This window comes from Amycolatopsis sp. TNS106, assembly GCF_019330265.1.
Classification (GTDB): Bacteria; Actinomycetota; Actinomycetes; order Mycobacteriales; family Pseudonocardiaceae; genus Amycolatopsis; species Amycolatopsis lurida.
The window spans coordinates 5,418,767-5,441,848 of the sequence record NZ_CP024972.1 but is presented as its reverse complement, the minus strand read 5'-3'; the positions used below and the strand labels follow the sequence as shown (position 1 = coordinate 5,441,848).

The 23,082-nt window shown below is 68.5% G+C and carries 23 protein-coding genes; 7 read left to right on the top strand and 16 right to left on the bottom strand.

What is annotated here, in order from left to right; all coding sequences use genetic code 11:
* Positions 1-76: 76 nt before the first annotated feature.
* Positions 77-529: a gamma-glutamylcyclotransferase gene (locus CVV72_RS24445; RefSeq protein ID WP_185927259.1), complete on the bottom strand. Its 453-nt coding sequence runs from the start codon at positions 527-529 to the stop codon at positions 77-79.
* 127 nt (positions 530-656) lie between these two features.
* Between CVV72_RS24445 and CVV72_RS24440 the strand changes: the two genes are divergently transcribed.
* From CVV72_RS24440 to CVV72_RS24430, 3 genes are all read left to right on the top strand, one after another.
* The gene (locus CVV72_RS24440) at positions 657-2,060 is read left to right on the top strand and encodes an NAD(P)H-quinone dehydrogenase (RefSeq protein WP_034304731.1); all 1,404 of its coding nucleotides are present in this window, start codon (positions 657-659) and stop codon (positions 2,058-2,060) included.
* 82 nt (positions 2,061-2,142) lie between these two features.
* A complete protein-coding gene (locus tag CVV72_RS24435) occupies positions 2,143-2,604 on the top strand; it encodes a hypothetical protein (protein WP_255632790.1) in 462 nt (153 codons plus the stop codon).
* A gap of 21 nt (positions 2,605-2,625) precedes the next feature.
* Positions 2,626-3,240, top strand: coding sequence for a class F sortase (locus CVV72_RS24430; RefSeq protein WP_219145975.1), 615 nt, complete (start codon positions 2,626-2,628; stop codon positions 3,238-3,240).
* A 52-nt stretch (positions 3,241-3,292) separates the two neighbouring features.
* Here the strand turns inward: CVV72_RS24430 and glpK are convergent, their stop codons facing one another.
* Positions 3,293-4,804: a glycerol kinase GlpK gene (glpK, locus tag CVV72_RS24425; protein ID WP_219145974.1), complete on the bottom strand. Its 1,512-nt coding sequence runs from the start codon at positions 4,802-4,804 to the stop codon at positions 3,293-3,295.
* A gap of 14 nt (positions 4,805-4,818) precedes the next feature.
* Positions 4,819-5,574: an MIP/aquaporin family protein gene (locus CVV72_RS24420; protein WP_219145973.1), complete on the bottom strand. Its 756-nt coding sequence runs from the start codon at positions 5,572-5,574 to the stop codon at positions 4,819-4,821.
* 235 nt (positions 5,575-5,809) lie between these two features.
* Between CVV72_RS24420 and CVV72_RS24415 the strand changes: the two genes are divergently transcribed.
* A complete protein-coding gene (locus tag CVV72_RS24415) occupies positions 5,810-7,549 on the top strand; it encodes a glycerol-3-phosphate dehydrogenase/oxidase (RefSeq protein ID WP_016331323.1) in 1,740 nt (579 codons plus the stop codon).
* A gap of 98 nt (positions 7,550-7,647) precedes the next feature.
* Positions 7,648-9,111 (top strand): aldehyde dehydrogenase family protein, encoded by a 1,464-nt coding sequence (locus tag CVV72_RS24410; protein ID WP_219145972.1) that lies wholly within the window; start codon positions 7,648-7,650, stop codon positions 9,109-9,111.
* Positions 9,112-9,186: 75 nt separating this feature from the next.
* Here CVV72_RS24410 and CVV72_RS24405 read toward each other — a convergent pair whose 3' ends face one another.
* From CVV72_RS24405 to CVV72_RS24380, 6 genes are all read right to left on the bottom strand, one after another.
* Positions 9,187-9,717, bottom strand: coding sequence for a GNAT family N-acetyltransferase (locus CVV72_RS24405; RefSeq protein ID WP_219145971.1), 531 nt, complete (start codon positions 9,715-9,717; stop codon positions 9,187-9,189).
* A gap of 55 nt (positions 9,718-9,772) precedes the next feature.
* On the bottom strand, positions 9,773-10,804 hold the full coding sequence (locus CVV72_RS24400) for a hypothetical protein (protein WP_219145970.1): 1,032 nt from the start codon (positions 10,802-10,804) through the stop codon (positions 9,773-9,775).
* A 60-nt stretch (positions 10,805-10,864) separates the two neighbouring features.
* Positions 10,865-11,239 (bottom strand): DUF1707 domain-containing protein, encoded by a 375-nt coding sequence (locus CVV72_RS24395; protein ID WP_219154092.1) that lies wholly within the window; start codon positions 11,237-11,239, stop codon positions 10,865-10,867.
* Between the two features lie 41 nt (positions 11,240-11,280).
* Complete coding sequence (locus CVV72_RS24390; RefSeq protein WP_219145969.1) at positions 11,281-11,736, bottom strand: DUF1707 domain-containing protein; 456 nt, start codon at positions 11,734-11,736, stop codon at positions 11,281-11,283.
* A gap of 120 nt (positions 11,737-11,856) precedes the next feature.
* Positions 11,857-13,650, bottom strand: a complete 1,794-nt coding sequence (locus CVV72_RS24385; protein ID WP_219145968.1) for an acetyl/propionyl/methylcrotonyl-CoA carboxylase subunit alpha — start codon at positions 13,648-13,650, stop codon at positions 11,857-11,859.
* 108 nt (positions 13,651-13,758) lie between these two features.
* Complete coding sequence (locus tag CVV72_RS24380) at positions 13,759-14,043, bottom strand: SAV_915 family protein (protein ID WP_219145967.1); 285 nt, start codon at positions 14,041-14,043, stop codon at positions 13,759-13,761.
* 83 nt (positions 14,044-14,126) lie between these two features.
* On the opposite strand from CVV72_RS24380, the gene CVV72_RS24375 reads away from it, so the two are divergent.
* Positions 14,127-14,813, top strand: coding sequence for a hypothetical protein (locus CVV72_RS24375; RefSeq protein WP_219154091.1), 687 nt, complete (start codon positions 14,127-14,129; stop codon positions 14,811-14,813).
* Between the two features lie 99 nt (positions 14,814-14,912).
* Here CVV72_RS24375 and CVV72_RS24370 read toward each other — a convergent pair whose 3' ends face one another.
* Complete coding sequence (locus CVV72_RS24370) at positions 14,913-16,277, bottom strand: dicarboxylate/amino acid:cation symporter (RefSeq protein WP_219145966.1); 1,365 nt, start codon at positions 16,275-16,277, stop codon at positions 14,913-14,915.
* A 100-nt stretch (positions 16,278-16,377) separates the two neighbouring features.
* Positions 16,378-17,004 carry a nucleoside triphosphate pyrophosphatase gene (locus tag CVV72_RS24365; protein WP_219145965.1) on the bottom strand — a complete coding sequence of 209 codons (627 nt, stop codon included), beginning with the start codon at positions 17,002-17,004 and terminating at the stop codon, positions 16,378-16,380.
* A 166-nt stretch (positions 17,005-17,170) separates the two neighbouring features.
* Here CVV72_RS24365 and CVV72_RS24360 point away from each other — a divergent pair, with 166 nt between their 5' ends.
* Entirely contained in the window at positions 17,171-18,976 is a 1,806-nt protein-coding gene (locus CVV72_RS24360; protein WP_219145964.1) for a glycoside hydrolase family 3 protein, read from the top strand.
* A 170-nt stretch (positions 18,977-19,146) separates the two neighbouring features.
* Here the strand turns inward: CVV72_RS24360 and CVV72_RS24355 are convergent, their stop codons facing one another.
* The 5 genes from CVV72_RS24355 to CVV72_RS24335 all read right to left on the bottom strand — a co-directional run bounded on the left by CVV72_RS24355 (position 19,147) and on the right by CVV72_RS24335 (position 23,049).
* Complete coding sequence (locus CVV72_RS24355; RefSeq protein WP_219145963.1) at positions 19,147-20,757, bottom strand: DHA2 family efflux MFS transporter permease subunit; 1,611 nt, start codon at positions 20,755-20,757, stop codon at positions 19,147-19,149.
* Positions 20,738-21,364, bottom strand: coding sequence for a PadR family transcriptional regulator (locus CVV72_RS24350; RefSeq protein WP_219145962.1), 627 nt, complete (start codon positions 21,362-21,364; stop codon positions 20,738-20,740). The genes CVV72_RS24355 and CVV72_RS24350 overlap by 20 nt, the downstream gene beginning before the upstream one ends.
* 130 nt (positions 21,365-21,494) lie before the next feature.
* Positions 21,495-21,815 (bottom strand): hypothetical protein, encoded by a 321-nt coding sequence (locus tag CVV72_RS24345; RefSeq protein WP_219145961.1) that lies wholly within the window; start codon positions 21,813-21,815, stop codon positions 21,495-21,497.
* Positions 21,812-22,018 carry a DUF397 domain-containing protein gene (locus CVV72_RS24340; protein ID WP_034304771.1) on the bottom strand — a complete coding sequence of 69 codons (207 nt, stop codon included), beginning with the start codon at positions 22,016-22,018 and terminating at the stop codon, positions 21,812-21,814. The genes CVV72_RS24345 and CVV72_RS24340 overlap by 4 nt, the downstream gene beginning before the upstream one ends.
* Before the next feature lie 197 nt (positions 22,019-22,215).
* Positions 22,216-23,049, bottom strand: a complete 834-nt coding sequence (locus tag CVV72_RS24335) for a helix-turn-helix transcriptional regulator (protein ID WP_219145960.1) — start codon at positions 23,047-23,049, stop codon at positions 22,216-22,218.
* Positions 23,050-23,082 lie beyond the last annotated feature (33 nt).

Below are 23,082 nucleotides of genomic sequence, written 5' to 3'. Positions count from 1 at the left end.
CGTAACTCACGTGATCAGAGGCGCGACTCACGTGATCAGAGGCGTAACTCGCGTGATTGGGGGCGTAACTCGCGGGTCAGCCGGAGATGCCCTGGCAGGGGCGGGTGCGGAGGGCGTCGACGTAGTCGGCGGGGGCGCCGGCGGCCTCGGCCGCGTCGGCGAGCACGCCGAGGTAGCGCGCGGACGGGAGGCCGCCCTCGTAGGCGTCCAGGACGTACAGCCACGCCAGTACGGAGCCGTCCATGGTCTGCACACGGAGCCGGATCTTGGAGTGAATGCCCAGCTCGCCGCCTTCCCAGCGGTCGAGGTTGGGTTCGTCCAGCGAGGTGACGTCGTACAGCACCACGAAGACCCGGGAGCCCGGGTCTTCGACGATGGTCGCCAGCGCGCCTTCCCAGCCGAGGTCTTCGCCCCCGAAGGTCAGCCTCCAGCCCTCCAGCCAGCCGGTGCCGGCCATGGGCGAGTGGGGAGCGCGCTCCAGCATCTGGGAGGGCTCCATATTGGATCCATACGCGGCATACAACGGCACGGCGACAGCCTAGCGACCCACCGGTCACCCGGCTGGACGTACATGCCGTGTCCGGCCACTCAATCCGCCCAACGGTCGCCCGCGTACGGTAAACGCAGTCACAGACACCGCTGCGAGGAGGAGACCAGTGACCAAGATCGTGATCATGGGCGGAGGCCCCGCCGGTTACGAAGCGGCACTGGTCGCGGCCCAGCACGGAGCCGACGTCACGATCGTCGAGCGCGACGGCCTCGGCGGCGCGTGCGTGCTCTACGACTGTGTCCCGTCGAAGACGTTCATCGCCTCCTCCGGCGCGCTCGCGAACATGCACGACCTCCGCGAGCTCGGCATCAACACCGACATGGCCGACACCAGCGTCGACCTGCCGACCGTCCACGGCCGGGTCAAGGGCCTCGCGCTCGCGCAGTCCGCCGACATCCGCGCCCGCGTCCAGCGGGAGGGTGTCCGCGTCGTCATCGGCCAGGCCCGCTTCGACGACGAGGAGGCCGGGCTCGCCACGCACAAGGTCGCCGTCACCGCCTCCGACGGCTCCACCGAGGTGCTCGACGCCGACGTCGTCCTCATCTCGACCGGTGCCACTCCGCGCGTGCTGCCCGGCGCCGTGCCGGACGGCGAGCGCATCCTCGACTGGCGCCAGCTCTACGACCTGCGCGAGCTGCCCGAGCACCTGGCCGTCATCGGTTCGGGTGTCACCGGCGCCGAATTCGCCTCGGCCTACACCGAGATGGGGGTCAAGGTCACCGTCGTGTCCAGCCGCGACCGCGTGCTCCCGCACGAGGACGCCGACGCCGCCGCCGTGCTCGAAGAGGTCTTCTCCCAGCGCGGCACCACGGTCGTCAAGCAGGCCCGCGCCGACAAGGTCGAGCGCACCGAAAAGGGCGTCGCGATCCACCTCTCCGACGGCCGCGTGATCGAAGCCAGCCACGCGCTGATGACCGTCGGTTCGGTGCCCAACACCGCCGACATCGGCCTGGAAAAGGTCGGCATCGAGCCCGGCCCCGGCGGCTTCATCGGCGTCGACCGCGTTTCCCGCACCAGCGCGCCCGGCATCTACGCCGCGGGCGACTGCACCGGCGTGCTGATGCTCGCTTCCGTGGCCAGCATGCAGGGCCGCATCGCGATGTGGCACGCGCTCGGCGAGGGTGTCGCGCCGATCAAGCTCAAGACCGTCGCCGCCAACGTGTTCACCCACCCCGAGATCGCGACCGTCGGCATCAGCCAGCAGGCGATCGACTCGGGTGAGGTGCCCGCCCGCACCATCATGCTCCCGCTCGCGACGAACGCCCGCGCGAAGATGGAAGGCCTGCGACGCGGTTTCGTGAAGCTGTTCTGCCGTCCCGCCACCGGCGTGGTCGTCGGTGGGGTGGTCGTGGCGCCGACGGCGAGCGAACTCATCCTTCCCATCGCGCTCGCCGTCCAGAACCAGCTCACAGTGGAACATCTGGCACTGACGTTTTCGGTGTACCCGTCGCTGTCGGGGTCGATCACCGAGGCGGGCCGCCAGTTGATGCGCCACGACGACTTGGACTGATCGCCGCCAGGAGGCAACCCTCGCGGGGGCGACCGCGTCTAGCGCATGTCGGTGTTTTGGTGACGGCTAGGGGTTTTCCGTGATTCGCAGGGTTCTCGCCGGAGTGGTGGCGATCGGTGCGGCGGTGCTGGCGGGGGCGTCGGCCGGGTTCGCCCAGCAACCCGAGCCGGATCCCGGTGTCACGGTGCAGCTCAACGACGACACCGCCTACGAACTCGGGCTCGTCAACAAGTACGTGCACGGCGACTCCAACGTGGCGCTGGCGCGATGCCCCGGCGGCGACGGGCTGAAGGCGCCGTCGTCGACGACGTTCTCTTCGCCGGTGCTGACCGTCGGGAAGTACGACTACGGTCCGCTCATCGGGGTCCCGGCGAATGTCAGCGCCGACGTCGAACTCAAGGCCGGCACGGCGCCCGGCAGCTACCCGCTGATCGTCAACTGCAACGGAAAGTCTTATACGGCAACGTTCACCGTTCCTCCCCGCCAGGTGAACGCGGTGCCTTCCGGTGCCGCTCACGCCGGCGACGGCAGCATGGCGCCCTGACCGCTACCCGAAGGGGCGACCATGAAGGCGACCTGGCCGCGACGGGCACCGCTGGTTCTGGCGGCCGTCTTGGCGTTCTTCCTGTCCGGATGCGACGAGGTCGCTCCGCCGCAAGCCGGGACGCCGCAAGCCGAGACGGTGCCGAGCGTCGCACCCGAGACCGTCACCCGAGGTCTGCCGAAGGCCGATCCGGTGTCGATCGACGTGCCGGCGATCGAGGCGAAGTCCAGCCTGATCCCGCTGGGACTCAACGCGGACAACACCATCGAGGTGCCGCCGGTGACCGAGCCGATGCAGGCGGGCTGGTACGTACACGGGCCGACCCCGGGGGAAATCGGTCCTTCGGTGATCCTCGGGCACGTGGACGGCGACAAGCAGAAGGGCATCTTCTTCCGGCTGAAGGAACTGACGCCCGGCGCCAAGGTCTCGATCACCCGCAAGGACGGCGTGACGGCTGAGTTCACGGTCACGAAGGTCGAGAGGGTGGCGAAGGACAAATTCCCCACCGACGCCGTCTACGGCGACACCACCGAGCCGGAACTGCGACTCATCACCTGCGGCGGCGTGTTCGACAAAGCGTCGCGCAACTACCTCGACAACGTCATCGTGTTCGCCCGGATGACCTCGTCCCCGTAACGGGTGAAGGCCCCCGACCGAGGGAAGGGGGCCTTCACGCGCATAGCGCGGGTCAGTCTTCGTCGACCCAGTCGAAGGTCTTCGTGACCGCCTTCTTCCAGTTCCGGTACTCGGACTCGCGGCGGGCCTCGTCCATCGACGGGTCCCACTGCTTGTCCTGCGCCCAGTTGTTCCGGATGTCGTCTTCGCTCTCCCAGAAGCCCACCGCGAGACCGGCCGCGTAGGCGGCGCCGAGCGCGGTGGTCTCGTTGACCACCGGCCGGATGACGGGCACGCCGAGGATGTCGGCCTGGAACTGCATGAGCAGCTCGTTGACGACCATTCCGCCGTCGACCTTCAGCGACTTCAGCGGGACGCCGGAGTCGGCGTTCATCGCGTCGATCACCTCGCGCGACTGGAAGGCCGTCGCCTCCAGGACCGCCCGCGAGATGTGCCCCTTGTTGACGAACCGGGTGAGGCCGACGATCGCGCCGCGGGCGTCGGAGCGCCAGTACGGCGCGAAGAGACCCGAGAACGCCGGCACGAAGTACGCGCCACCGTTGTCCTCGACGGTGCGGGCGTGCTGCTCGACCTCGGCCGCCGAACCGATCAGGCCGAGGTTGTCCCGCAGCCACTGCACGAGCGAACCGGTGACCGCGATCGAACCTTCGAGCGCGTACACCGTGTCGTTCGAGCCGATCTTGTAGCAGACCGTGGTGAGCAGCCCGTTGTCCGACATGACCTTCTCGGTGCCGGTGTTGAGCAGCATGAAGTTGCCGGTGCCGTAGGTGTTCTTCGCTTCACCCGGCGAGAGGCACGCCTGCCCGAAGGTCGCCGCCTGCTGGTCGCCGAGGATGCCCGAGATCGGCACTCCGGCCAGCGCGCCCTTCTCCCGGACCTTGCCGTAGGTCTCCGAGGACGACCGGATCTCCGGGAGCATCGACAGCGGGATCGACATCTCCTCGGCGATCTCGGCGTCCCAGGTCAGCGTGTCGAGGTCCATCAGCATGGTCCGCGACGCGTTGGTCGGGTCGGTGACGTGCACGCCGCCGTCGACCCCGCCGGTCATGTTCCACAGCACCCAGGTGTCCATGTTGCCGAAGATCAGGTCACCGGCTTCGGCCTTCGCGCGGGCACCGTCGACGTTGTCGAGGATCCACTTGATCTTCGGGCCGGAGAAGTAGGTCGCCAGCGGCAGGCCCACCTTCGCGCGGTAGCGCTCCTGACCGCCGCCGAGCGCGCCCAGGTCGGCGACGATCTTGTCGGTGCGGGTGTCCTGCCAGACGATCGCGTTGTACACCGGCTTGCCGGTGGTGCGGTCCCACACGAGCGTCGTCTCGCGCTGGTTGGTGATGCCGACCGCGACGATGTCGCTCGCGACCAGGTCGCCCTTGGCCAGCGCGCCCGCGGCGACGGCCCGCGTGTTCTCCCAGATCTCTTCGGCGTTGTGCTCGACCCAGCCGGCCTTCGGGAAGATCTGCTCGTGTTCCCGCTGGTCCACGGCGACGACCCGGCCGGAGTGGTCGAAGATCATGCAGCGGGTCGACGTGGTGCCCTGGTCGATCGCGGCTACGTACGAAGTCATCGAAAACTCCAGTCTCAGGTGAGGTTGTGGACGGCGAGGAACAGCAGGGCGGCCAGGGCACCGCCGACCAGCGGGCCGGCGACCGGGACCCAGGAGTAGCCCCAGTTCGGGTTGGCCTTGTTCTTGATGGGCAGCAGGAACGCGTACGCGATGCGGGGGCCGAGGTCTCGGGCCGGGTTGATGGCGTAACCGGTCGGGCCACCGAGGGACTGGCCGATGACCAGCACGACGAACGCTACACCCGCGTAACCGAGCGCGGAGTTGCCGAAGTTCGGCGTGCCGCCCTCGGCCGTGGCGTTGGCGTAGACCGGGCTGAGCAGGATCCACGCGACCAGCACGAAGGTGCCGATGATCTCGGTGACGAGGTTCCACACCTTGTTCGGGATCTGCGGCGCGGTCGAGAAGATGCCGAGCGTCTCGTCGCGCTGCGGGTGGTCGTCGAACTGGAGTTTGTAGGCGGCCCAGCAGAGCACGGCACCGAGGATCGCCCCGACCAGCTGCCCGGCGAAGTAGATCGGGACGTCCGCCCACTTCGTCTTGTCCGCGATGGCGAGGCCCAGCGTCACCGCGGGGTTCAGGTGCGCGCCGCTCGGCGCGGCGATGCTGGCACCGGCGAAGACCGCGAACGCCCACCCGAGGGTGATCATCACGACGCCGCCGTTGTGGCCGTTGTTCTTGCGCAACACGTGGTTGGCGACCACGCCGTTACCCAACAGGATCAGGACCGCCGTTCCCAGCAGCTCCCAGACGAATATGGCTCCTGCACTCACCGCTTGACCTCCACTTTGGACATTCCGCGCAGGGTCGAACACGGTGTGCTACGGCGCCCTTGCCGACCCACGTCCGTGGCACGTTACCGTCGCGTATTTGTTCCTTCCAGGTGTCTTGCGAACCGATCCTTCCAAGATCGACGAGGGTTACGCCACACGTGTCACCCGCATAACGGACCGGTCGCGGCCGATCGTGCGATGCTGGAGTCACAGCGGCACCAAGGAGGAATGTCACGTGGCAAGCTCTCAGCGCGAAGCCGAAAACAGCCCCGCCAGGCTGGGACCGCTCAAGCGGGAAGAGTCTTGGCAGCGGCTGGGTGAGGACAAGTTCGACCTCGTCGTCATCGGCGGCGGAGTGGTCGGGGCGGGCACTGCGCTCGACGCCGCGACACGCGGCCTGCGGGTCGCCCTCGTCGAAGCGCGCGACCTCGCCTCGGGCACGTCGAGCCGGTCCAGCAAACTCTTCCACGGCGGGCTCCGTTACCTCGAACAGCTGGAATTCGGTCTGGTGCGGGAAGCTCTGCGGGAACGCGAGCTGATGCTGACGACGATCGCCCCGCATCTGGTGAAGCCGGTCAGCTTCCTGTACCCGCTGACCCACCGGGTCTGGGAGCGCCCGTACACCGCGGCCGGTCTGCTGATGTACGACACGATGGGCGGCGCGCGGTCGGTCCCCGGCCAGAAACACCTGAGCCGCGCGGGCGCGCTGCGGATGGTCCCGGCGCTGAAGCGGTCCGCGTTGATCGGCGGGATCCGTTACTACGACGCGCAAGCCGACGACGCGCGCCACACGATGACCGTCGCCCGCACCGCCGCGCACTACGGCGCCGTGGTGCGCACCTCCACCCAGGTGGTCGGTTTCCTCCGCGAGGCGGACCGTATTTCCGGGGTCCGCGTGCGCGACGTCGAGGACGGCCGCGAGACCGAGATCCACGCCTCCGCGGTGGTCAACTGCACCGGCGTGTGGACCGACGAGCTGCAGCGTCTTTCCGGTGGCCGCGGCCGGTTCCGCGTGCGGGCGAGCAAGGGCGTGCACATCGTCGTCCCGCGCGACCGGATCGTCTCGGAATCGGGCATGATCCTGCGCACCGAGAAGTCCGTGCTGTTCGTCATCCCGTGGCGCAACCACTGGATCGTCGGGACCACCGACACCGACTGGAACCTCGACCTCGCGCATCCCGCCGCGACGAAGCACGACATCGACTACCTCCTCGAACACGTCAACACCGTGCTCGCGACACCGCTGACGCACGACGACATCGAAGGTGTCTACGCGGGTCTCCGGCCTCTGCTGGCCGGGGAAAGCGAAGAGACGTCGAAGCTTTCCCGTGAGCACGCGGTCGCGCGTGTCGCGCCGGGACTGGTCGCGATCGCGGGCGGCAAGTACACGACGTACCGGGTGATGGCGGCCGACGCCGTCGACGCCGCGGCCGTCGATCTGCCCGGCAGGCCGCAGTCGTCCATCACGGACAAGGTGCCGCTGCTGGGCGCGGACGGGTACCACGCGCTGGTCAACCAGGCCGACCATCTGGCCGGCGAACACGGGCTGCACCCGTACCGCGTGCGTCATCTGCTCGACCGGTACGGCTCGATGGTGCACGAGGTCCTCGCGCTCGGCGAAGGACGGCCGGAACTGCTGAAGCCGCTGGAGCACGCTCCGGACTACCTCGGTGTCGAGGTCGTCTACGCGGCCAGCCACGAGGGCGCGCTTCACCTGGAAGACGTGCTCGCGCGCCGGACGCGGATCTCGATCGAGTACGCGCACCGAGGCGTCGACTGCGCCGCGCAGGTCGCCACGCTGGTGGGCGAGGTGCTCGGCTGGTCGAAGGACGAGGAGAAGCGCGAAGTCGAGGTGTACAAGGCGCGGGTCGACGCGGAACGGGAGTCCCAGTCGCAGCCGAGCGACGAGGCCGCCGACGCGTTGCGCTCGGCCGCGCCGGAAGCGCGCTCGGGGATCATCGAACCGGTGAGTTGATCGTCCCTGCCACGTGGTGTGCCACGCGCGCAAGGATCGTTGCCTGATCCGGTGAACCTGGCATAGCGTCGGCCGTCCCAGAGACGGAAGGCGGCCTTGTGGTGTTTCTCGACTCGTCGACGTGGACGGACCGGATCTTCGCCGGAGGTTCCTGGGTGCCCGGGACCGGTGGCACCCGAGACGTCACCGAGCCCGCGACCGGAGCGGTGCTGGGAAGCGTGGGGATCGCCTCGGCCGAAGACGCCGCGAAAGCGGCGGAAACGGCGGCCGAGGCGCAGCGGGCCTGGGCGGCGACACCGCACGTCCAGCGCGCCGCTGTCCTGCGCAAGGCGGCGCGACTGTGGTCCGAGCACGCCGACGAGATCCGCTGGTGGAACGTCCGTGAGGTCGGCGCCGTGCCGGGAGTCGCGGGCTTTTCGCTGCACGTCGCGGAGCAGGAGTGCTACGAAGCGGCGGCGCTGCCCGGGCGCCCGTACGGCGAGCTCCTGCCGAGCGAAGAGCCGCGCCTTTCGATGGCGCGCCGCGTCCCGGCCGGTGTCGTCACGGTGATCTCGCCGTTCAACATGCCGATCATCCTGGGCATCCGGTCGGTCGCCCCGGCGCTCGCGCTGGGGAACGCCGTCATCCTGAAGCCGGACCCGCGCACCGCCGTCACCGGTGGCGTCGTCCTCGCGCGGATCTTCGAGGAAGCGGGTCTGCCGCCGGGGGTGCTGCAGATGCTGCCGGGCGGTGCCGACGTCGGCGAGACGCTGGTGACGCATCCGGCGGTCCGGGTCATCTCGTTCACCGGGTCGACGGGCGCCGGGCGCAAGGTCGGCGAACTCGCCGGAAAGCACCTGAAGCGGGCACATCTGGAGCTGGGCGGGAACTCCGCGCTCATCGTGCTCGACGACGCGGACGTCGACGAAGCCGCCGGAGTCGCCGCGTTCGGCTCCTTCTTCCACCAGGGCCAGATCTGCATGACCACCGGGCGGCACCTGGTGCACGAGCGGCTCTACGACGATTTCGTCGAGCGGCTGGCGGCGAAGGCGGCCGCGTTGCGCGTGGGCGACCCGGCGCGGGACGAGGTGGCGCTCGGGCCGATCATCGACGCCGGGCAGCGGGACAAGATCCACGAGCTGGTCACGGCCAGCGTCGCGGCGGGAGCGAGGGTCGCCGCCGGCGCCGAATACGACCGGCTGTTCTACGCCGCGACGGTGCTCGCCGACGTGCCGTCGACGGCGCCCGCGGTGGCCGAGGAGATCTTCGGCCCGGTCGCCCCGGTCGTGCGGTTCTCCGACGCGGAGGAGGCCGTCCGTCTCGCGACGGCGAGCGAGTACGGGCTGTCGCTGGGGATCGTCACGCGCGATGTCCTCAAAGGACTGGAGCTGGCCGACCGCGTCCCGACCGGGATCGTGCACATCAACGACCAGACCGTCAGCGACGAGGCGAACAGCCCCTTCGGCGGCGTCGCCGCTTCGGGCACCGGAAGCCGCTTCGGCGGCGCGGCGGCGAACATCGAGGCCTTCACCGAGACGCGATGGGTCACCGTCCGGAACCCGCCGCCCACCTACCCCTTCTGACCACCCGCCGCAATTAGTCACCTACTTGCCTGCGATCGAAGTCCGGCGCCGGGGAGCGCCCAGACAAGTAGGTGACTAATTGCGGCGGCGCCAGCGGATGAGGCGTTCCCCGGTCGGGGCCGGCTCCAGTTCGGGCCCGACCAGGGTGAACCCGCATTTGCGGGCGACCGAAGCGGACACCTCGTTGGTCTCTTCGTAGCGGTAACTGACCTCGCGCAGCCCGAGCCCGCCGAAACCGAAGCGCAGGGCGGCGTTGAGCGCGGTGCTCGCGACGCCCTTGCCCCGCGACGCCGCGCGCACCCAGACCGACGCCTCCGCGTACCCGGCGTCGAGATCGAGATCCCGCAGACCGACCTCGCCCAGCAGATCCCCGGTCGTCGGTTCGGCCACCGCCCACGAACAGCGCTCGTCACCCGCCCACTGGGCGGCACGCAGCGCGACGTACTCGGTCGCCTCGTCGAGGTCGCGCAGGCGATAGTTCAGGACGTACTTACGGTGCGTCGGATCGGCGAAGGCCGCGACCAGCGCCGGACGGTCGTCGAGGGCCTTGTCCGCCCGCAGTTGCCGCAGGTAGTACTCGCCCGCGTTGATCTCCACCGGTTCCACTCTTCGAGGGTAACCAGACCGGGGTGGACCGCACGCGGACCACCCCGGCCGGAGATCACCGCACGTAGTGCCAGACCACCGGCGTGCCGCCCTCGTCCAGCGGCTTGTCCGACGTGATTCCCGCGATCGTCCTGTCCTCCGAGACGACCCGGCCTTGCGCCCGACCGAAGCCCGCCGGGGTCGGCAAAGGCCCGGTTCGCTCGGTGCCCTGCCAGGTCACCGAGCGGTTCATGATCGGCTCGGGAGCCGGCTCCAGCCCGGTCGTGAGCCCGTGCGAGTTGAGGTCGACGCCGTACACGCCACCGGGCAGCGCTTCCGCGGTGGACGGCGTGCTCCACACGAACGCCTGCGAATCCCGGATCGCCGGGTCGTAGGCGCTCCCGACGATCCGGCCGGCGTTGATGGCCCGCACGGTCACGGACTCGTATCCGGCGGGGGCGGTGACCTCGGTGAGGGCGCCGTTCTTCCACACGAAACCGCCGTTGTGGAGACGGCTCAGCAGGACCGTTCCGTCATCGTCGATGTCGGTCGCCAGCAGCCCCGCGGGAAGCAGTTCGGGACCGGACGAGGTGGCGGTGGCCCGCCACAGCACCGCGCGGGTGCCGTCCGGATCGTCCTTCTTGTGGGCGTTGCCGACCACGTCACCCTGGTCGTTGACGGCCACGCCGTAGACGTACGAAAACCCCGTCGGGACCGGGAGGACCCGGAACCCGTTCGCGTCGAGGACGAACGGCCTGGTGTCGCCCGTGTCGTAGTCGGACGCGTCGCCCACCACCGTGCCGGACCCGTTCTGGTCCCAGGCCATCGCCCATTCGTAGCCGGCCGGTACCCCGTGGACGGTCGGTGCGCCGTTCTTCCAGGTGACGATCTGCGAGGTGCCGCCGATGGGGAAGGCGCCCGCGTAGCCGCCGTGCCCGTCCGCGCCGGTGACGAAGCCCCGCGAAAGTTCGCTGCCCGCGGGCAAGGTCAGGAAAGTGGCCTCCCAGTGTCCTTCCGCCGCGCTCGCGGGCACGGTGGCCAGCACGGTCATGCCGATGGTGGTGGCGGCGAGCAGGGCCCCGGCGCGCACTCTGGACTTGACGATCATGTTCGTCCCCATTTCCCCAGATCTGTACCGAGGACACGCGCGAACCGGGCTTTCGGTTGTCTAGCGGCGGCGGCTCATGATCAGCGCGACCGCCAGCGGCAGCAGGAAGACGAGGAACGTCCCCCGGGTGAAGAAGAACAACGCGATCGCGACCGCCGCGGCGATCGGCACCGCGCTGGCCGTCAGCCATTTGGACGGCTGGGCCTCGTTCTTCGCGGACGCCTGTGCGACACCGGGCATCGGCGGCAGGGGGAGCAGCGCGCTCGGGCGAGGCGAGGGCAGGTCGGTGAACAGCGGTTCGAGCTCGCTGGCCATCCTCGCCGCGCTGATCTTCGCCGACCGCGTACCGAACTCGTCGAGGTCGAGTCTACCGGTGCGGACATGCTCCTCCAGCGCTTCGAGCGCGTCTTGGCGTTCGGCGTCGCTCAGCCGCATGTCCGGTCTCTCGGCACTCACGTCCCGAGTCTACGGGCGGATCAGCCGTCCAGCTCCCGTCGGCGCTGCTTGCCGAGCTTCTTGTGGGAGTTCTCCCAGCCCTTGCCCCAGATGCCCTCGCCGACGGCGCTGATCCCGATCGGGACGAGGATGAACCACCAGGTGATATCGGTGGTGATGATGAGCGCGATGGTGGCGATGAACAGGATCGGCAGGAGCGCGCCCAGGACGCGTTGCGCCGGGGAGATGCCCGCCCACGGCGATGCCGGCTTCTCCGGTCCGGTCCCGGGCGTGTCGTAGCGCGGATGCGGTTCGGGGAGGTCGGCGAAGACCTCGGACAGCTCGCCGCGGGTCTTGGCGGCCGTGACCCGGGCGGATCGATCGCCGAACTCGTCGATGTCGATCCTGCCGACGGTCATGTGCTCGCCGAGCGCGGCCAGCGCGGACTCGCGATCCTGGTCACTGATCCGCAGCCGCGGAGACGGAACCTCGCTCACCCTGGTGATGGTAGGCCGGGTGAGGCCCCGTCAACCACGACATCCGTCAGTCTTTTCGCGGCCTGCCGGTCCGCACGTCCCAGTGAGTCCACAATGGACTCACTGAGACGTGCCGGTGGATCAGTCCTTCAGTTCGAACAGCTGGGTACCCTGCGTCACCGCGGCACCGACCTCGACCGCGAGGCCGGTGACCGTGCCCGCCTTGTGCGCGGTGACCGGGTTCTCCATCTTCATCGCTTCGAGCACGACGACCAGCTCGCCCGCTTCGACCTGCTGGCCCTCTTCGACGGCGACCTTGACGATGGTGCCCTGCATCGGCGCGGTGACCGCGTCGCCGCTCACCGCCGCCTTGGTACCGCCCGCGCGCTTGCGCGGCTTGGCCTTCACGGCCGTCCCGCCGCCGCCACCGGCGTCAAGCGAGAAACCGCCGGGAAGCGACACTTCGAGACGGCGGCCGCCGACCTCGACGACGACGTTCTGCCGCGGCGCCTCGTCCTCGGCCTCGGCGGCTTCCGGTGCCACGAACGGCTCGATCTTGTTGTCGAACTCGGTCTCGATCCAGCGGGTGTGCACGCTGAACCCGTTCTCGTCGCCGACGAAGGCCGGGTCTTCCACGATCACGCGGTGGAACGGCAGGACCGTCGCCATCCCGTCGGCGACCATCTCGGCCAGGGCGCGGCGGCTGCGCTCGAGCGCGTTCTGCCGGTCCGATCCGGTGACGATCAGCTTCGCGAGCATGGAGTCGAACTGGCCGCCGATCACACTGCCGGACTCGACACCCGAGTCGACGCGGACGCCGGGGCCGCTCGGCGCGACGAACTTCGTCACGGTGCCGGGCGCGGGCAGGAAACCGCGGCCGGCGTCCTCACCGTTGATGCGGAACTCGATCGAGTGGCCGCGCGGTTCCGGGTCCTCGGTGACGCGCAGCTTCTCGCCGCGTGCGATCCGGAACATCTCGCGCACGAGGTCGAGGCCCGTGGTCTCCTCGGACACCGGGTGCTCGACCTGCAGACGCGTGTTGACCTCGAGGAACGAGATCGTGCCGTCGACGGCGACGAGGTACTCGACGGTCCCGGCGCCGTAGTAGCCGGCTTCCTTGCAGATCGCCTTCGCGGATTCGTGGATGCGCTTGCGCTGCTCGTCGGTCAGGTACGGCGCGGGCGCCTCTTCGACCAGCTTCTGGTGGCGGCGCTGCAGCGAACAGTCGCGGGTGCCGACGACGATGGCGTTGCCGTGCTGGTCGGCCAGTACCTGCGCCTCGACGTGGCGCGGCTTGTCCAGGTAGCGCTCGACGAAGCATTCGCCGCGGCCGAACGCGGAGATCGCCTCGCGGGTCGCGGATTCGAAGAGCTCCGGGATCTCCTCGCGGGTGCGGGCGACCTTCAGCCCGCGGCCGCCGCCGCCGAACGCCGCCTTGATCGCGACCGGCAGGCCGTGCTCGTCGGCGAAGGCGACGATCTCGTCGGCGTTCGCGACGGGGTCCTTCGTACCGGGCACGAGCGGAGCTCCGGCGCGCAGCGCGATGTGGCGCGCGGTGACCTTGTCCCCGAGGTCGCGGATGGACTGCGGGCTCGGCCCGATCCAGGTCAGCCCGGCGTCGATCACGGCCTGGGCGAAGTCCGCGTTCTCGGAGAGGAACCCGTAGCCGGGATGGACCGAGTCCGCGCCCGACCGCTTGGCGGCGTCGAGCAGCTTGTCGAAGACGAGGTAGCTCTCGGCCGCGGTGGTGCCGCCGAGGGCGAAGGCCTCGTCGGCGAGGCGGACATGGGGTGCGTCACGATCGGGGTCGGCGTAGACGGCCACGCTGGTCAGCCCGGCGTCTTTCGCCGCCCTGATCACCCGTACCGCGATCTCCCCGCGGTTCGCGATCAGGATCTTGGTCACCGGACCACCTGTGCCGGCCTGCTCGGTCACGCCGTACCTCCTGCGTTCGCACGTCGGGCCGCCCCGATGCGGCTCCGCAGCAGTTTACGGAAGTTCCCGCCCCGATTAGTGAGAGCAAGGCCACCCAGTGACCTTTGTTTATACCAGCGCCTCGCGGTGCCGCAGTTCTTCCGGAAGGTCGGAATCGAGCACGATCAGGTCGTACGGCTGGGCCTGGTGGATCCGGCCGAGGTGCTCGGATTTGACCAGCGCCCACGGCTGATGCGGACCGCAGCACTCGACCAGTCGCTGCACGGAACTGAAGGCGATCAGCGCCATCCGGCCGTCCTTGGTCGCCCGGAGTTCGATCTCCGCGCTCGTGTAGTCCTTCGGCTTTTTCGCCGTCGGGAGGAACAGTGCTGGGGGCAGTCCGGGATTCGTCACAGGAACAACATAGACGTGCACTCTGCGCTAGATCACTTACGCTCTCGGATATGCGGACTCAGGAAGCGCGGGCCCCGCGATCCGTGCTGCTCACCGCGCTGCTGGCGGTGGTGGTGACGGCGGGCGTGATCGTGGCCGTGGTCCTGCTCCGCCCCGCCGCACCGGCGCCCGCCGGTGACCCCGGCGTGCCTCCGGTCTCCGACGGTGCCCCGCACCCGCCCGGTGTCGACTGCGGCGACTCCGCCTGCCGGGAGATCGGCGCGATGACCGTCGGCGGGCTGCCCGTCGTGCTGCTGGCCGACGACGCGGGGAAGCAGGGCGTGGTCCGGATCGGGGCGGACACCGTGTACCCGCTGATCCTCAACGACATGGGGGTCACCCTGAAGGGCGATTCTCTGCGGTGCGTCGACGGCACGACGCCGGTGTGCCTGGTGCGTGGCGAAGTGGGCGGCGGCTCGGCGGGCGAGCTGTTCGTCGCGCGCGGCGGGATCTGGCGGGACACCGGGAAGCCGTATTTCTCCGACGCCGGGACGATCGCCCTGACCGACGTGACCGCCGACGGGATCGCGGACGTCATCGTCGTGCGGCACGAATGCCCCGGCGCGCAGTCCGGCTCGGCGCGGTGCCAGGCGGCGCCGGTGCTCGCGGAGGTCTACGACGTCGCGCGCGGTTCGGTGGGCTGCACGCGCCGGTACACCGCGCCGTCAGAGCTGAGGGGATGGCCGGAGGTGCGGCTGACGAAGGCGGATTTGCGGGCCTGCCCCCAGTGAGAGCGTGGGTGGCGGCCGGTCCTCGGAGCCTGAAGTCCGTGAAGGCCTCCTTCACTACCTTGAGGGTAGTGAAGGAGGCCTTCACGGACTTTTGGAACCTCAAGCGCCTGCGGCGGCAGGCTCCCTCTTAGAGGTAGTAGCCGCTTCGCCATCGGAAGTGGGCGAAGGGTCCGTCGGCGAGTTGAGCACGTCGTCGTCCAGCAGACCTTCGCTGCGCGCGACGACCACCGGCACGACGATCTGGCCCGCCACGTTGGTCGCGGTCCGCATCATGTCCATGATCGGGTTCACCGAGTAGATCAGCGCGATCCCGAGCGCCACCTGCTGCGCGTCGAGCCCGATGAACGCGGTGGTCAGGGTCAGCGCGGTCAGCCAGCCGGTGGTGCCCGCGGTGGCCAGCGCGCCGAGCACGGCGACCACGACGATCCCGACGTACTGCCAGATGTTCAGCGAGACGCCGGAGAGGTTCGCGATGAAGATGGCGCCGATCGCGGGGAACACCGCGGCGCAGCCGTCCATCTTCGTGGCGCTGCCCAGCGGAGTCGCGAAGGCGGCGTACGCGGGCTGAACGCCCAGGTTCACGGCGGACTGCCGGGTGAGAGGCAGCGTCGCCGCCGAAGACTGCGAAGCGAAGGCGAACTGGATCGCCGTGCCGGCCTTCGAGAAGAACTTCAGCGGGCTGACCTTCGCCACGAACTGAAGCAGGATCGGGTAGACCACCAGCAGCACCAGCAAGCAGCCGGCGTACACCGCGAGAGTGGTGGACAACAGCGGCCGGAACAGGGCGTCGCCGTAGTTCGAGACCGCGGCGCCGATCAGGCCGACGATGCCGATCGGGGCGAGCCGGACGATCCAGCCGAGATAGCGCTGGATGATCTCGAAGACGCTGGTGGTGAAGTCGACGAACGGCTTGGCCTTGTCGCCGAGGCTGTAGGCGGCCGCGCCGATGATCACGGCGAGGAACAGCACCTGAAGCGTCGAGCCCTCGCTGAAGGCCGCGAAGAAGTTCTTCGGCAGGAAACCTTCGATGAAGGCGCTCCAGGAGCCCCAGTTGTCGACGCTCTTGGTGGCCTTGTCCGCGTTCTTCGCCGTCGCGGCGACGCCTTCGCCGAGACCGCCGCTGCCCGGGTTGAACAGTTTCGCGACGGCGATGCCAATCAGCGAAGCGATGAACGAGGTAATCGCGAACCACAGGACGGTCTTGCCACCCAGCCGCGCGGCCTTCTTGCCGCCGCCGAGATTGCGCAGACTGTTGATCCCGACCACGATCGCCGTGAAGACCAGCGGGATCACCGCGATCTGCAGCAGCGTCGTGAAGATGGTGCCGATCTGGTCGAGCAGGTCGGTCAGCCAGCTCGCCTCGGTCGTCCTGGCGAGCACGCCGAGCAGGGCGCCCACGACGAGCGAGCCGAGGACCGCCGCCGCGAAGACCTTTGGCCTTGTGTAGGTCCGAATGAAAGACACGGGGCGACTCCGGTGCGTGAAGGTTTCCTGATTTCCCGAACGTGAAGAACGTTCGGCGAAGCAGGACTCTTCCGGATCACCCGATCGTGTGGGAGTCGTCTCAGGATGCGGGACGCGTCCACAGTTCGACGACGCTCACGCCGACCTCGGCCAGCAAACGCCGGGTCAACGGGAGGCTGATTCCGATGACGCTCGAGAAATCGCCGTCGATTCCCTCGATGAACCAGCCGCCGAGTCCGTCGAGCGTGAATCCGCCTGCCACCTGAAGCGGTTCCCCGGAAGCGATGTACGCCTCGATCTCTTCCTGCGACGGCGTGCCGAACCGAACGGTGGTGCCTTCGGTTCCGGACGCTTCTTTCGTCTTCACGCCATTCTCGACGCGGATGATCGAGTGGCCCGTCAGGAGTTCACCCGTCTTGCCCGCCATCGACGCCCAGCGCTCGCGCGCGGCTTCCGGCGTGATCGGCTTTCCGACCATTTCGCCGTTGATCGACAGCATCGAATCGCAGCCGACGATGACCATGTCACCGTGCCCGCCGAGCGTCTCGAAAACCGTTTCGGCCTTCGCGGCGGCGAGGGCGCGGACCAGCTCTTCGGGAGCCGGATCGGTCAGGGACGCGGCGACCGCGTCCTCGTCGACGCCGGACACGACGACGCTCGGGTCGAAGCCGGCGGAACGCAGGACGCCGAGGCGGGCGGGGGACTGGGACGCGAGAACGAAACGCACTCGTGGAAGGTACTCGACGGCCGGTCGTTGCCTGATTGTGACCTGGGACACCCGGCCGTGGAGCTAGTTTGTTGTGGCGCGCAACATATGGATTGTCCGAGCTACGGAGGAACCAATGTCGTCCCGCCTCCGCGTCAGAAGATCACTTCGCACGACGCAAACCACAGTGCTCGCAGGACTGCTCCTGGCCGGTTCCGCCCTGTCGCCGGTGGCGTCGGCCGCCCCGGGGCCGGTCTACAAGAACCCTCACGCTTCGACCTCCGCGCGGGTGAACGACCTGCTCGGGCGGATGAGCCTCGACGACAAGATCGGCCAGATGACCCAGGCCGAACGTGGCGCGGTCACCCCCGAGCAGGCCGCCGCGCTCAAGCTGGGGTCCTTGCTCTCCGGCGGTGGCTCGGTGCCCGCTAGCAACACGCCGAACGGGTGGGCCGACATGGTCGACGCGTACCAGAAGGCGGCGATCTCGACACCGCTCGGCATCCCCACGCTCTACGGTGTCGACGCCGTGCACGGCCACAACAACGTCTACGGCGCGACGATCTTTCCGCACAACATCGGTCTCGGCGCGGCGAACAATCCGCGCCTCGTCGAGAAGATCGGCCGCGCGACGGCGCTGGAGGTCGCCGGAACCGGTCCGCAGTGGGACTTTTCGCCGTGCCTGTGCGTCGCCCGTGACGATCGCTGGGGCCGGACCTACGAATCCTTCGGCGAATCCCCGCGCGACGCCATCGCCAACGCGTCGGCCATCACCGGTCTTCAGGGGCGCAGGCTCGGCGAGAAACCGGGATCGGTGCTCGCGACGGCGAAGCACTACGTCGGCGACGGCGGCACGACGAACGGCGTCGACCAGGGCGATACCGAGATCAGCGAACGCGAACTGCGCCAGATCCACCTGCCGCCGTTCCGGGAGGCGATCGATCGCGGCGTCGGCTCGGTGATGATCTCGTTCTCCAGCTTCCAGGGTGTGCGCATGCACGCGGAGAAGTACCTCATCACCGATGTCCTCAAGCGGGAGCTGCGGTTCTCCGGTCTGGTGATCTCGGACTACAACGCGATCAACCAGATCGACGGCAAGGAAGGTTTCACCCCCGAAGAGGTGCGGCTCTCGGTCAACGCGGGTATCGACATGTTCATGGTCCCGTGGGACGCGCCGCAGTTCATCTCCTATCTCAAGGCCGAAGTCGAGGCGGGCCGGGTCTCGCGCGACCGGATCGACGACGCGAACCGCCGCATCCTGGCGCAGAAGTTCAAGCTCGGCCTGTTCGAACGCCCGTACACCGACCGTTCGCTCCAGAAGACGTTCGGCGGCAAGGAACACCGTGAACTGGCCCGGCAGGCCGTCCGTGAATCCCAGGTGCTGCTGAAGAACGACGGTGTGCTGCCGCTGGCGAAGAAGAACAACAAGATCTTCGTCGCGGGCAAGAACGCGAACGACATCGGCAACCAGGCGGGCGGCTGGACGCTCACCTGGCAGGGCCAGAGCGGCCCGGTGATCCCGGGCACGACCATCCTCGACGGGATCAAGTCGGGGGCGGGGAAGGGAACCACGGTGACTTATGACCGTGCGGGTAACGGAATCGACAGCGGCTACCAGGTCGCCGTCGCCGTGGTGGGCGAAACGCCGTACGCCGAAGGGCAGGGAGATCGCCCGAACGGCTTCGGGCTCGACGCGGAAGACCTCGCCACGATCGCCAAGCTGAAGGCCTCCGGGGTCCCGGTCGTCGTGGTGACCGTTTCCGGGCGCCCGCTCGACATCGCCGCGCAACTGCCGCAGTTCGACGGGCTTCTCGCCGCCTGGCTCCCGGGCAGTGAAGGCGCCGGTGTCGCGGATGTCCTTTACGGCGACTACAACCCGACCGGAAAGCTGACGTTCAGCTGGCCGACCAGCGCGGCGCAGGAACCGGTGAACGTCGGTGACGGCAAGAAGGCGCTATACCCGTACGGCTACGGCCTGCGGTACCGCCGGTAGGGCCTCGTGAGTGGTAGGGACGGTTGGAACCGTCCTTACCACTCACGAGCCCTGACCGGCGATGTCACGCGTGTCGTCCATCCAGTCACGCGTGTCGTCCGGTCAGTCACGCGAACCCGCCGCTCGCGCACCGCTGAGCCACCTGTCCTTATCGCTCACGAGACCTGGGGTCAGGCGGCGCTGGTGGCGGGTTCGGGCACCGGCGCGTGCGGACGCGGAGCCGGACGGCGCATGGTGAGCGCGGCGAGCACACCCAGCACCAGCACCGCGGCCGGCAGCAACAGGGTCACCCGAGCCGCATCGGTGAGTCCATTGTGGACGGAGTCCAGCGCGAGCCGCTGGGCCTGTTCGGCGACGCCCGGCGGCAGACCGGGGAATGCCGCCGTCCCGGACGGGCCGAACTCCCCGGTCGATTCCGCGGCCTTCGCGACACCTTCCGCGAACGGCGCCCGGTATTGCTCCGGCAACGCGCTCGCGGCGGCCGTGGCCTCGTCGGCGATCGAAGCGCTGATCCGTGCCTGCAGCAGCACGCCGACGGCGGCGCTGCCGAGTACGCCGCCGACCTGGCGCGCGGTGTTGAAGATGCCCGACGCGGTCCCGATGAGCCGCGGCTCGACCGAGCTCATCGTCAGGTTGCCCATCGGCGCGAAGATGAACCCGATCCCGAAGCCCGCCACCAGCAGGGCCGGGGTGAGCGCCCAGGCGTTCGCACCCGCCCGCGCGGTCAGCGCCGCCAGCGCCAGCCCCGCGCCCAGCGCGGTCAGGCCGATGATCAGCAGGACCTTGCCGTTGACCTTGTCCGAAGCGCGGCCGACGAACGGCCCGATCAAGCCACCCAGCAGCGACATCGGCGCGAACAGCAGGCCGGACATCGTCGGCGACTCGCCGAGCACGGCTTGGATGTAGATCACCAGCGGCAGGAACATGCCGGTCATCGCGAAGCCGACGGTGACCGAGGTCAGCGCTCCGGCCGAGAAGTTCCGGTTCGCGAAAACGCTCAACGGCAACAACGGTTCCCTGCGGTTGAACCGTTGCCACACCACGAAAGCGACCAGCAGGGCGACTCCGGCGCCGATGATCTCGAACACGGTGATCGGCCCGAGTACGCGGCCCCAGTCGTACTGCTGTCCATTTTGGACACCGTAGACGAGGCAGAACAGGCCGGCGCCCGACAGCAGGATGCCGGGGACGTCGAAGGAATGCGAGTGCTTCGGCTGCCAGTCCGGCACCTTGAGCAGCGCCAGCGCGAGCGCTGCCACGCCGACCGGCAGGTTGACGAAGAAGATCCATTCCCAGCCGAGATGGTCGACGAGCACGCCGCCGAGCAGTGGCCCGATGATGGCCGCGATCCCGGCGACGCCGCTCCAGAGTCCCATCGCGGGGCCGCGTTTCGACGGCGGGAACAGATGGCTGATGAACGCGAGGGTCTGCGGCGTCATCAAGGCGGCGCCGAGTCCCTGCACCGCGCGGGCCGCGATCAGCATTTCGACAGAACCGGACAGGCCGCACCACAGCGAAGCCAGGGTGAACACCACGAGCCCGGCCAGGTAGACGCGTTTCGGGCCGAAACGGTCACCGAGCCTGCTGGCGAACAGCATCGGCACCGCGTAGGCGAGCAGGTAGACGCTGATCACCCAGACGATCGCGTTCAGCCCCGCGTCGAGTTCGCGCAGCATCGCGGGAATCGCGGTCGAAACGATCGTGGTGTCCAGCAGGATCATGAAGAAACCCAGGCACAGCGCGGAAAGCGCCGCCCAGGGGTTAGCTTGTCGCGCGTTCATCACTGTCGTCCTCGGTGACCAGGTTCAGGTGCGGCGTGCAATGTCCCTGGAACAGGATGCGACCGGATTCCAGGTCTTCGACCAGTTTTTGGGTCCACTGGAGCTCGAAGGCCCGCCGCGCGGTGGCGTAGGACCAGTCGAGCCAGTAGACCTCGGGGAGTTTGTGCTCGTTGACCAGGTTTTCGAGCACGACCTGGTCGGAGGCGATGGCGGCCTGAAGCCGCAGCACGCGATGCTTGAGGTGGGTGAGCGACATCTCCGGGCCGAGTTCGTCGATGACGGCGAGCGCGCTGAGGAACTCGGGATACTCCTCGGCGGGGTTGGCCAGCATGTCCTGCGCCCGGTCGACGAACTCGTCGCGGCCGGCGTCCGTCATCGCGTAGACGGTGCGCTCGGGGCGCTTGCCGTCGCGCTGTGTCTCGACGGCCTCGACGAATCCGTTTTGCACCAGGCGATCCACCGTGTGGTAGAGCGAGCCCGCCTTCACTTTGACGCGCGTGCTGACGAAGCGCTCCCGCATCAGCTGCGCCATCTCGTACGGATGCATGGCCCGCTCGTGGAGGAGCTCCAGTACCGCCATGGCGAGTGGGGTGAGCTTCGAGGCCATGGATGATCCTCTCGGAAGATTCCTTACTGATTATTCCGAGTGGACTATATGGCAGGACCGGTTCGGGCTCAAGTGCGGGGTTCGCGTGCTTGAAGGCGTAACTCGCGTGCTTGGAGGCGTGACTCGCGTGTCAGCTCAGGGGTCTCGGCCCGATTTCGCGTTCGAGGAAGCGGTGGTACTCGATGGCCGCGATCGAGTTCTCGAGTTGTTCGAACGTCGGCGCGGGGAGTGCGCCGTTGAAGACGATGGTGAGGCTCTTGCGCGGGATGTTGATGACGTACGGATCGACGTCGAGTTCTTCGCAGTGGCTCCGCAGGACGGCCGTCCAGTGGTCGAGGTCCTCGTCCTCGCCGAGGTGTTCCCATCGCGCGACGATCCAGTTGCCGTTGATCAGCTGGCCCGCCATCTCCCGCGGATCGTGGACCATGTACGGCTCGGCGACGTCGTTCATCGACCGAGGTGCTCGAGGAGCGCGGCGAAGGACTCGGCGGGGAGCACCAGGATCGGCCGGGTCTCGTCCGGCATCGCCCATTGCTTGGTGTCCCGGATGCCGACCAGGCCGGGTGCGACGCCGACCTCGACGCAGGCGTTCTCTTCCCAGTGCGTGTAGGTCGACTTGTGCCAGCCGGTCATGCTTTCGTGCCAGGTGGTCATCGGAGGCCCTTTCCCCAGTGACTGTTTCGGCAAGTAGACGGGTTGCGCGGCAGCAAGGTTGGCGAGATCGGGTGATCTGTGCCCGCTGGTCGGTGAACGGCTTCGGTGCTCGCGTTCGGCGCACGAAAGAGGACCTTCACCGACAGGTGCTTTACTCACGATGCACTCTCGGAGTGCATAGCGCAAAGGGTATTAGGTCACCGAAGTGGTTCGACCGCGAGCTGTCGGTAGTCGGCCGCGATCCGCATCAGATGCGAGCAGGCGATGTCGCCGTAGGTGGCGTAGTGCTCGACTTCGGTGAAGTTCTTCTCGTAGTCGGCCACTTCGCGTTCGTCCGTGACGAGCGCCGTGGCCGTCTGGGTCCCGAGGAGCACGGCGCGCGAGTCGTAGATGTCGAAACCGTGGAGGACCGGGACCGAGACCGGTGCGGTCCACGGGATCACCCCGAGCCGCACCCGCCCGCGCCGGGACACCTCGATGAGGTGACCGAGCTGGGCCAGCATCGTCGCCGCGCCGCCCATGTTCCAGCGCAGGGCGCCTTCGGTGAGCACGAAGTGGAACTCGCGGTTCGAGTCGAGGATCCGCTGGCGTTCCAGCCTGGCTTCGACCGTCTGGTCGCGTTCGACGGCAGGCAGCGAATCACCGAACAGGGCGGTGATGTAGTCGCGGGTCTGGAGCAGGCCGAACACGATGGTCGGCTGGAAACTCCGGATCCGGGCGGACGCCGTCTCGATCTTGCCGATGCGCTGCTGCATCCGCCACGCACCGCGCTGGAGGACGACGCGGGCGGACGACGCCTCTTCGCGGAGGTCTCGCGTGATCGCGACGAGCACTCGCCGGACCTTCGCGGGCGCGCGGTAGAGGCGGCACAGCGCGACGACCTGCTCCTCGGTCGGCATGAACGCGCCGGTTTCGACCCGCGAGACCTTCGACTGGCTGAGGCCGGTGAGCCTGGCCGCTTCGGTACCGGACAACCCGGCGGCTTTGCGCAGGCGGCGCAATTCGGTGGAGAGGTGGTCCTGGTTCGTCACGCACGGCTTTCTGGGGGGCGATCGCGGTCGGCG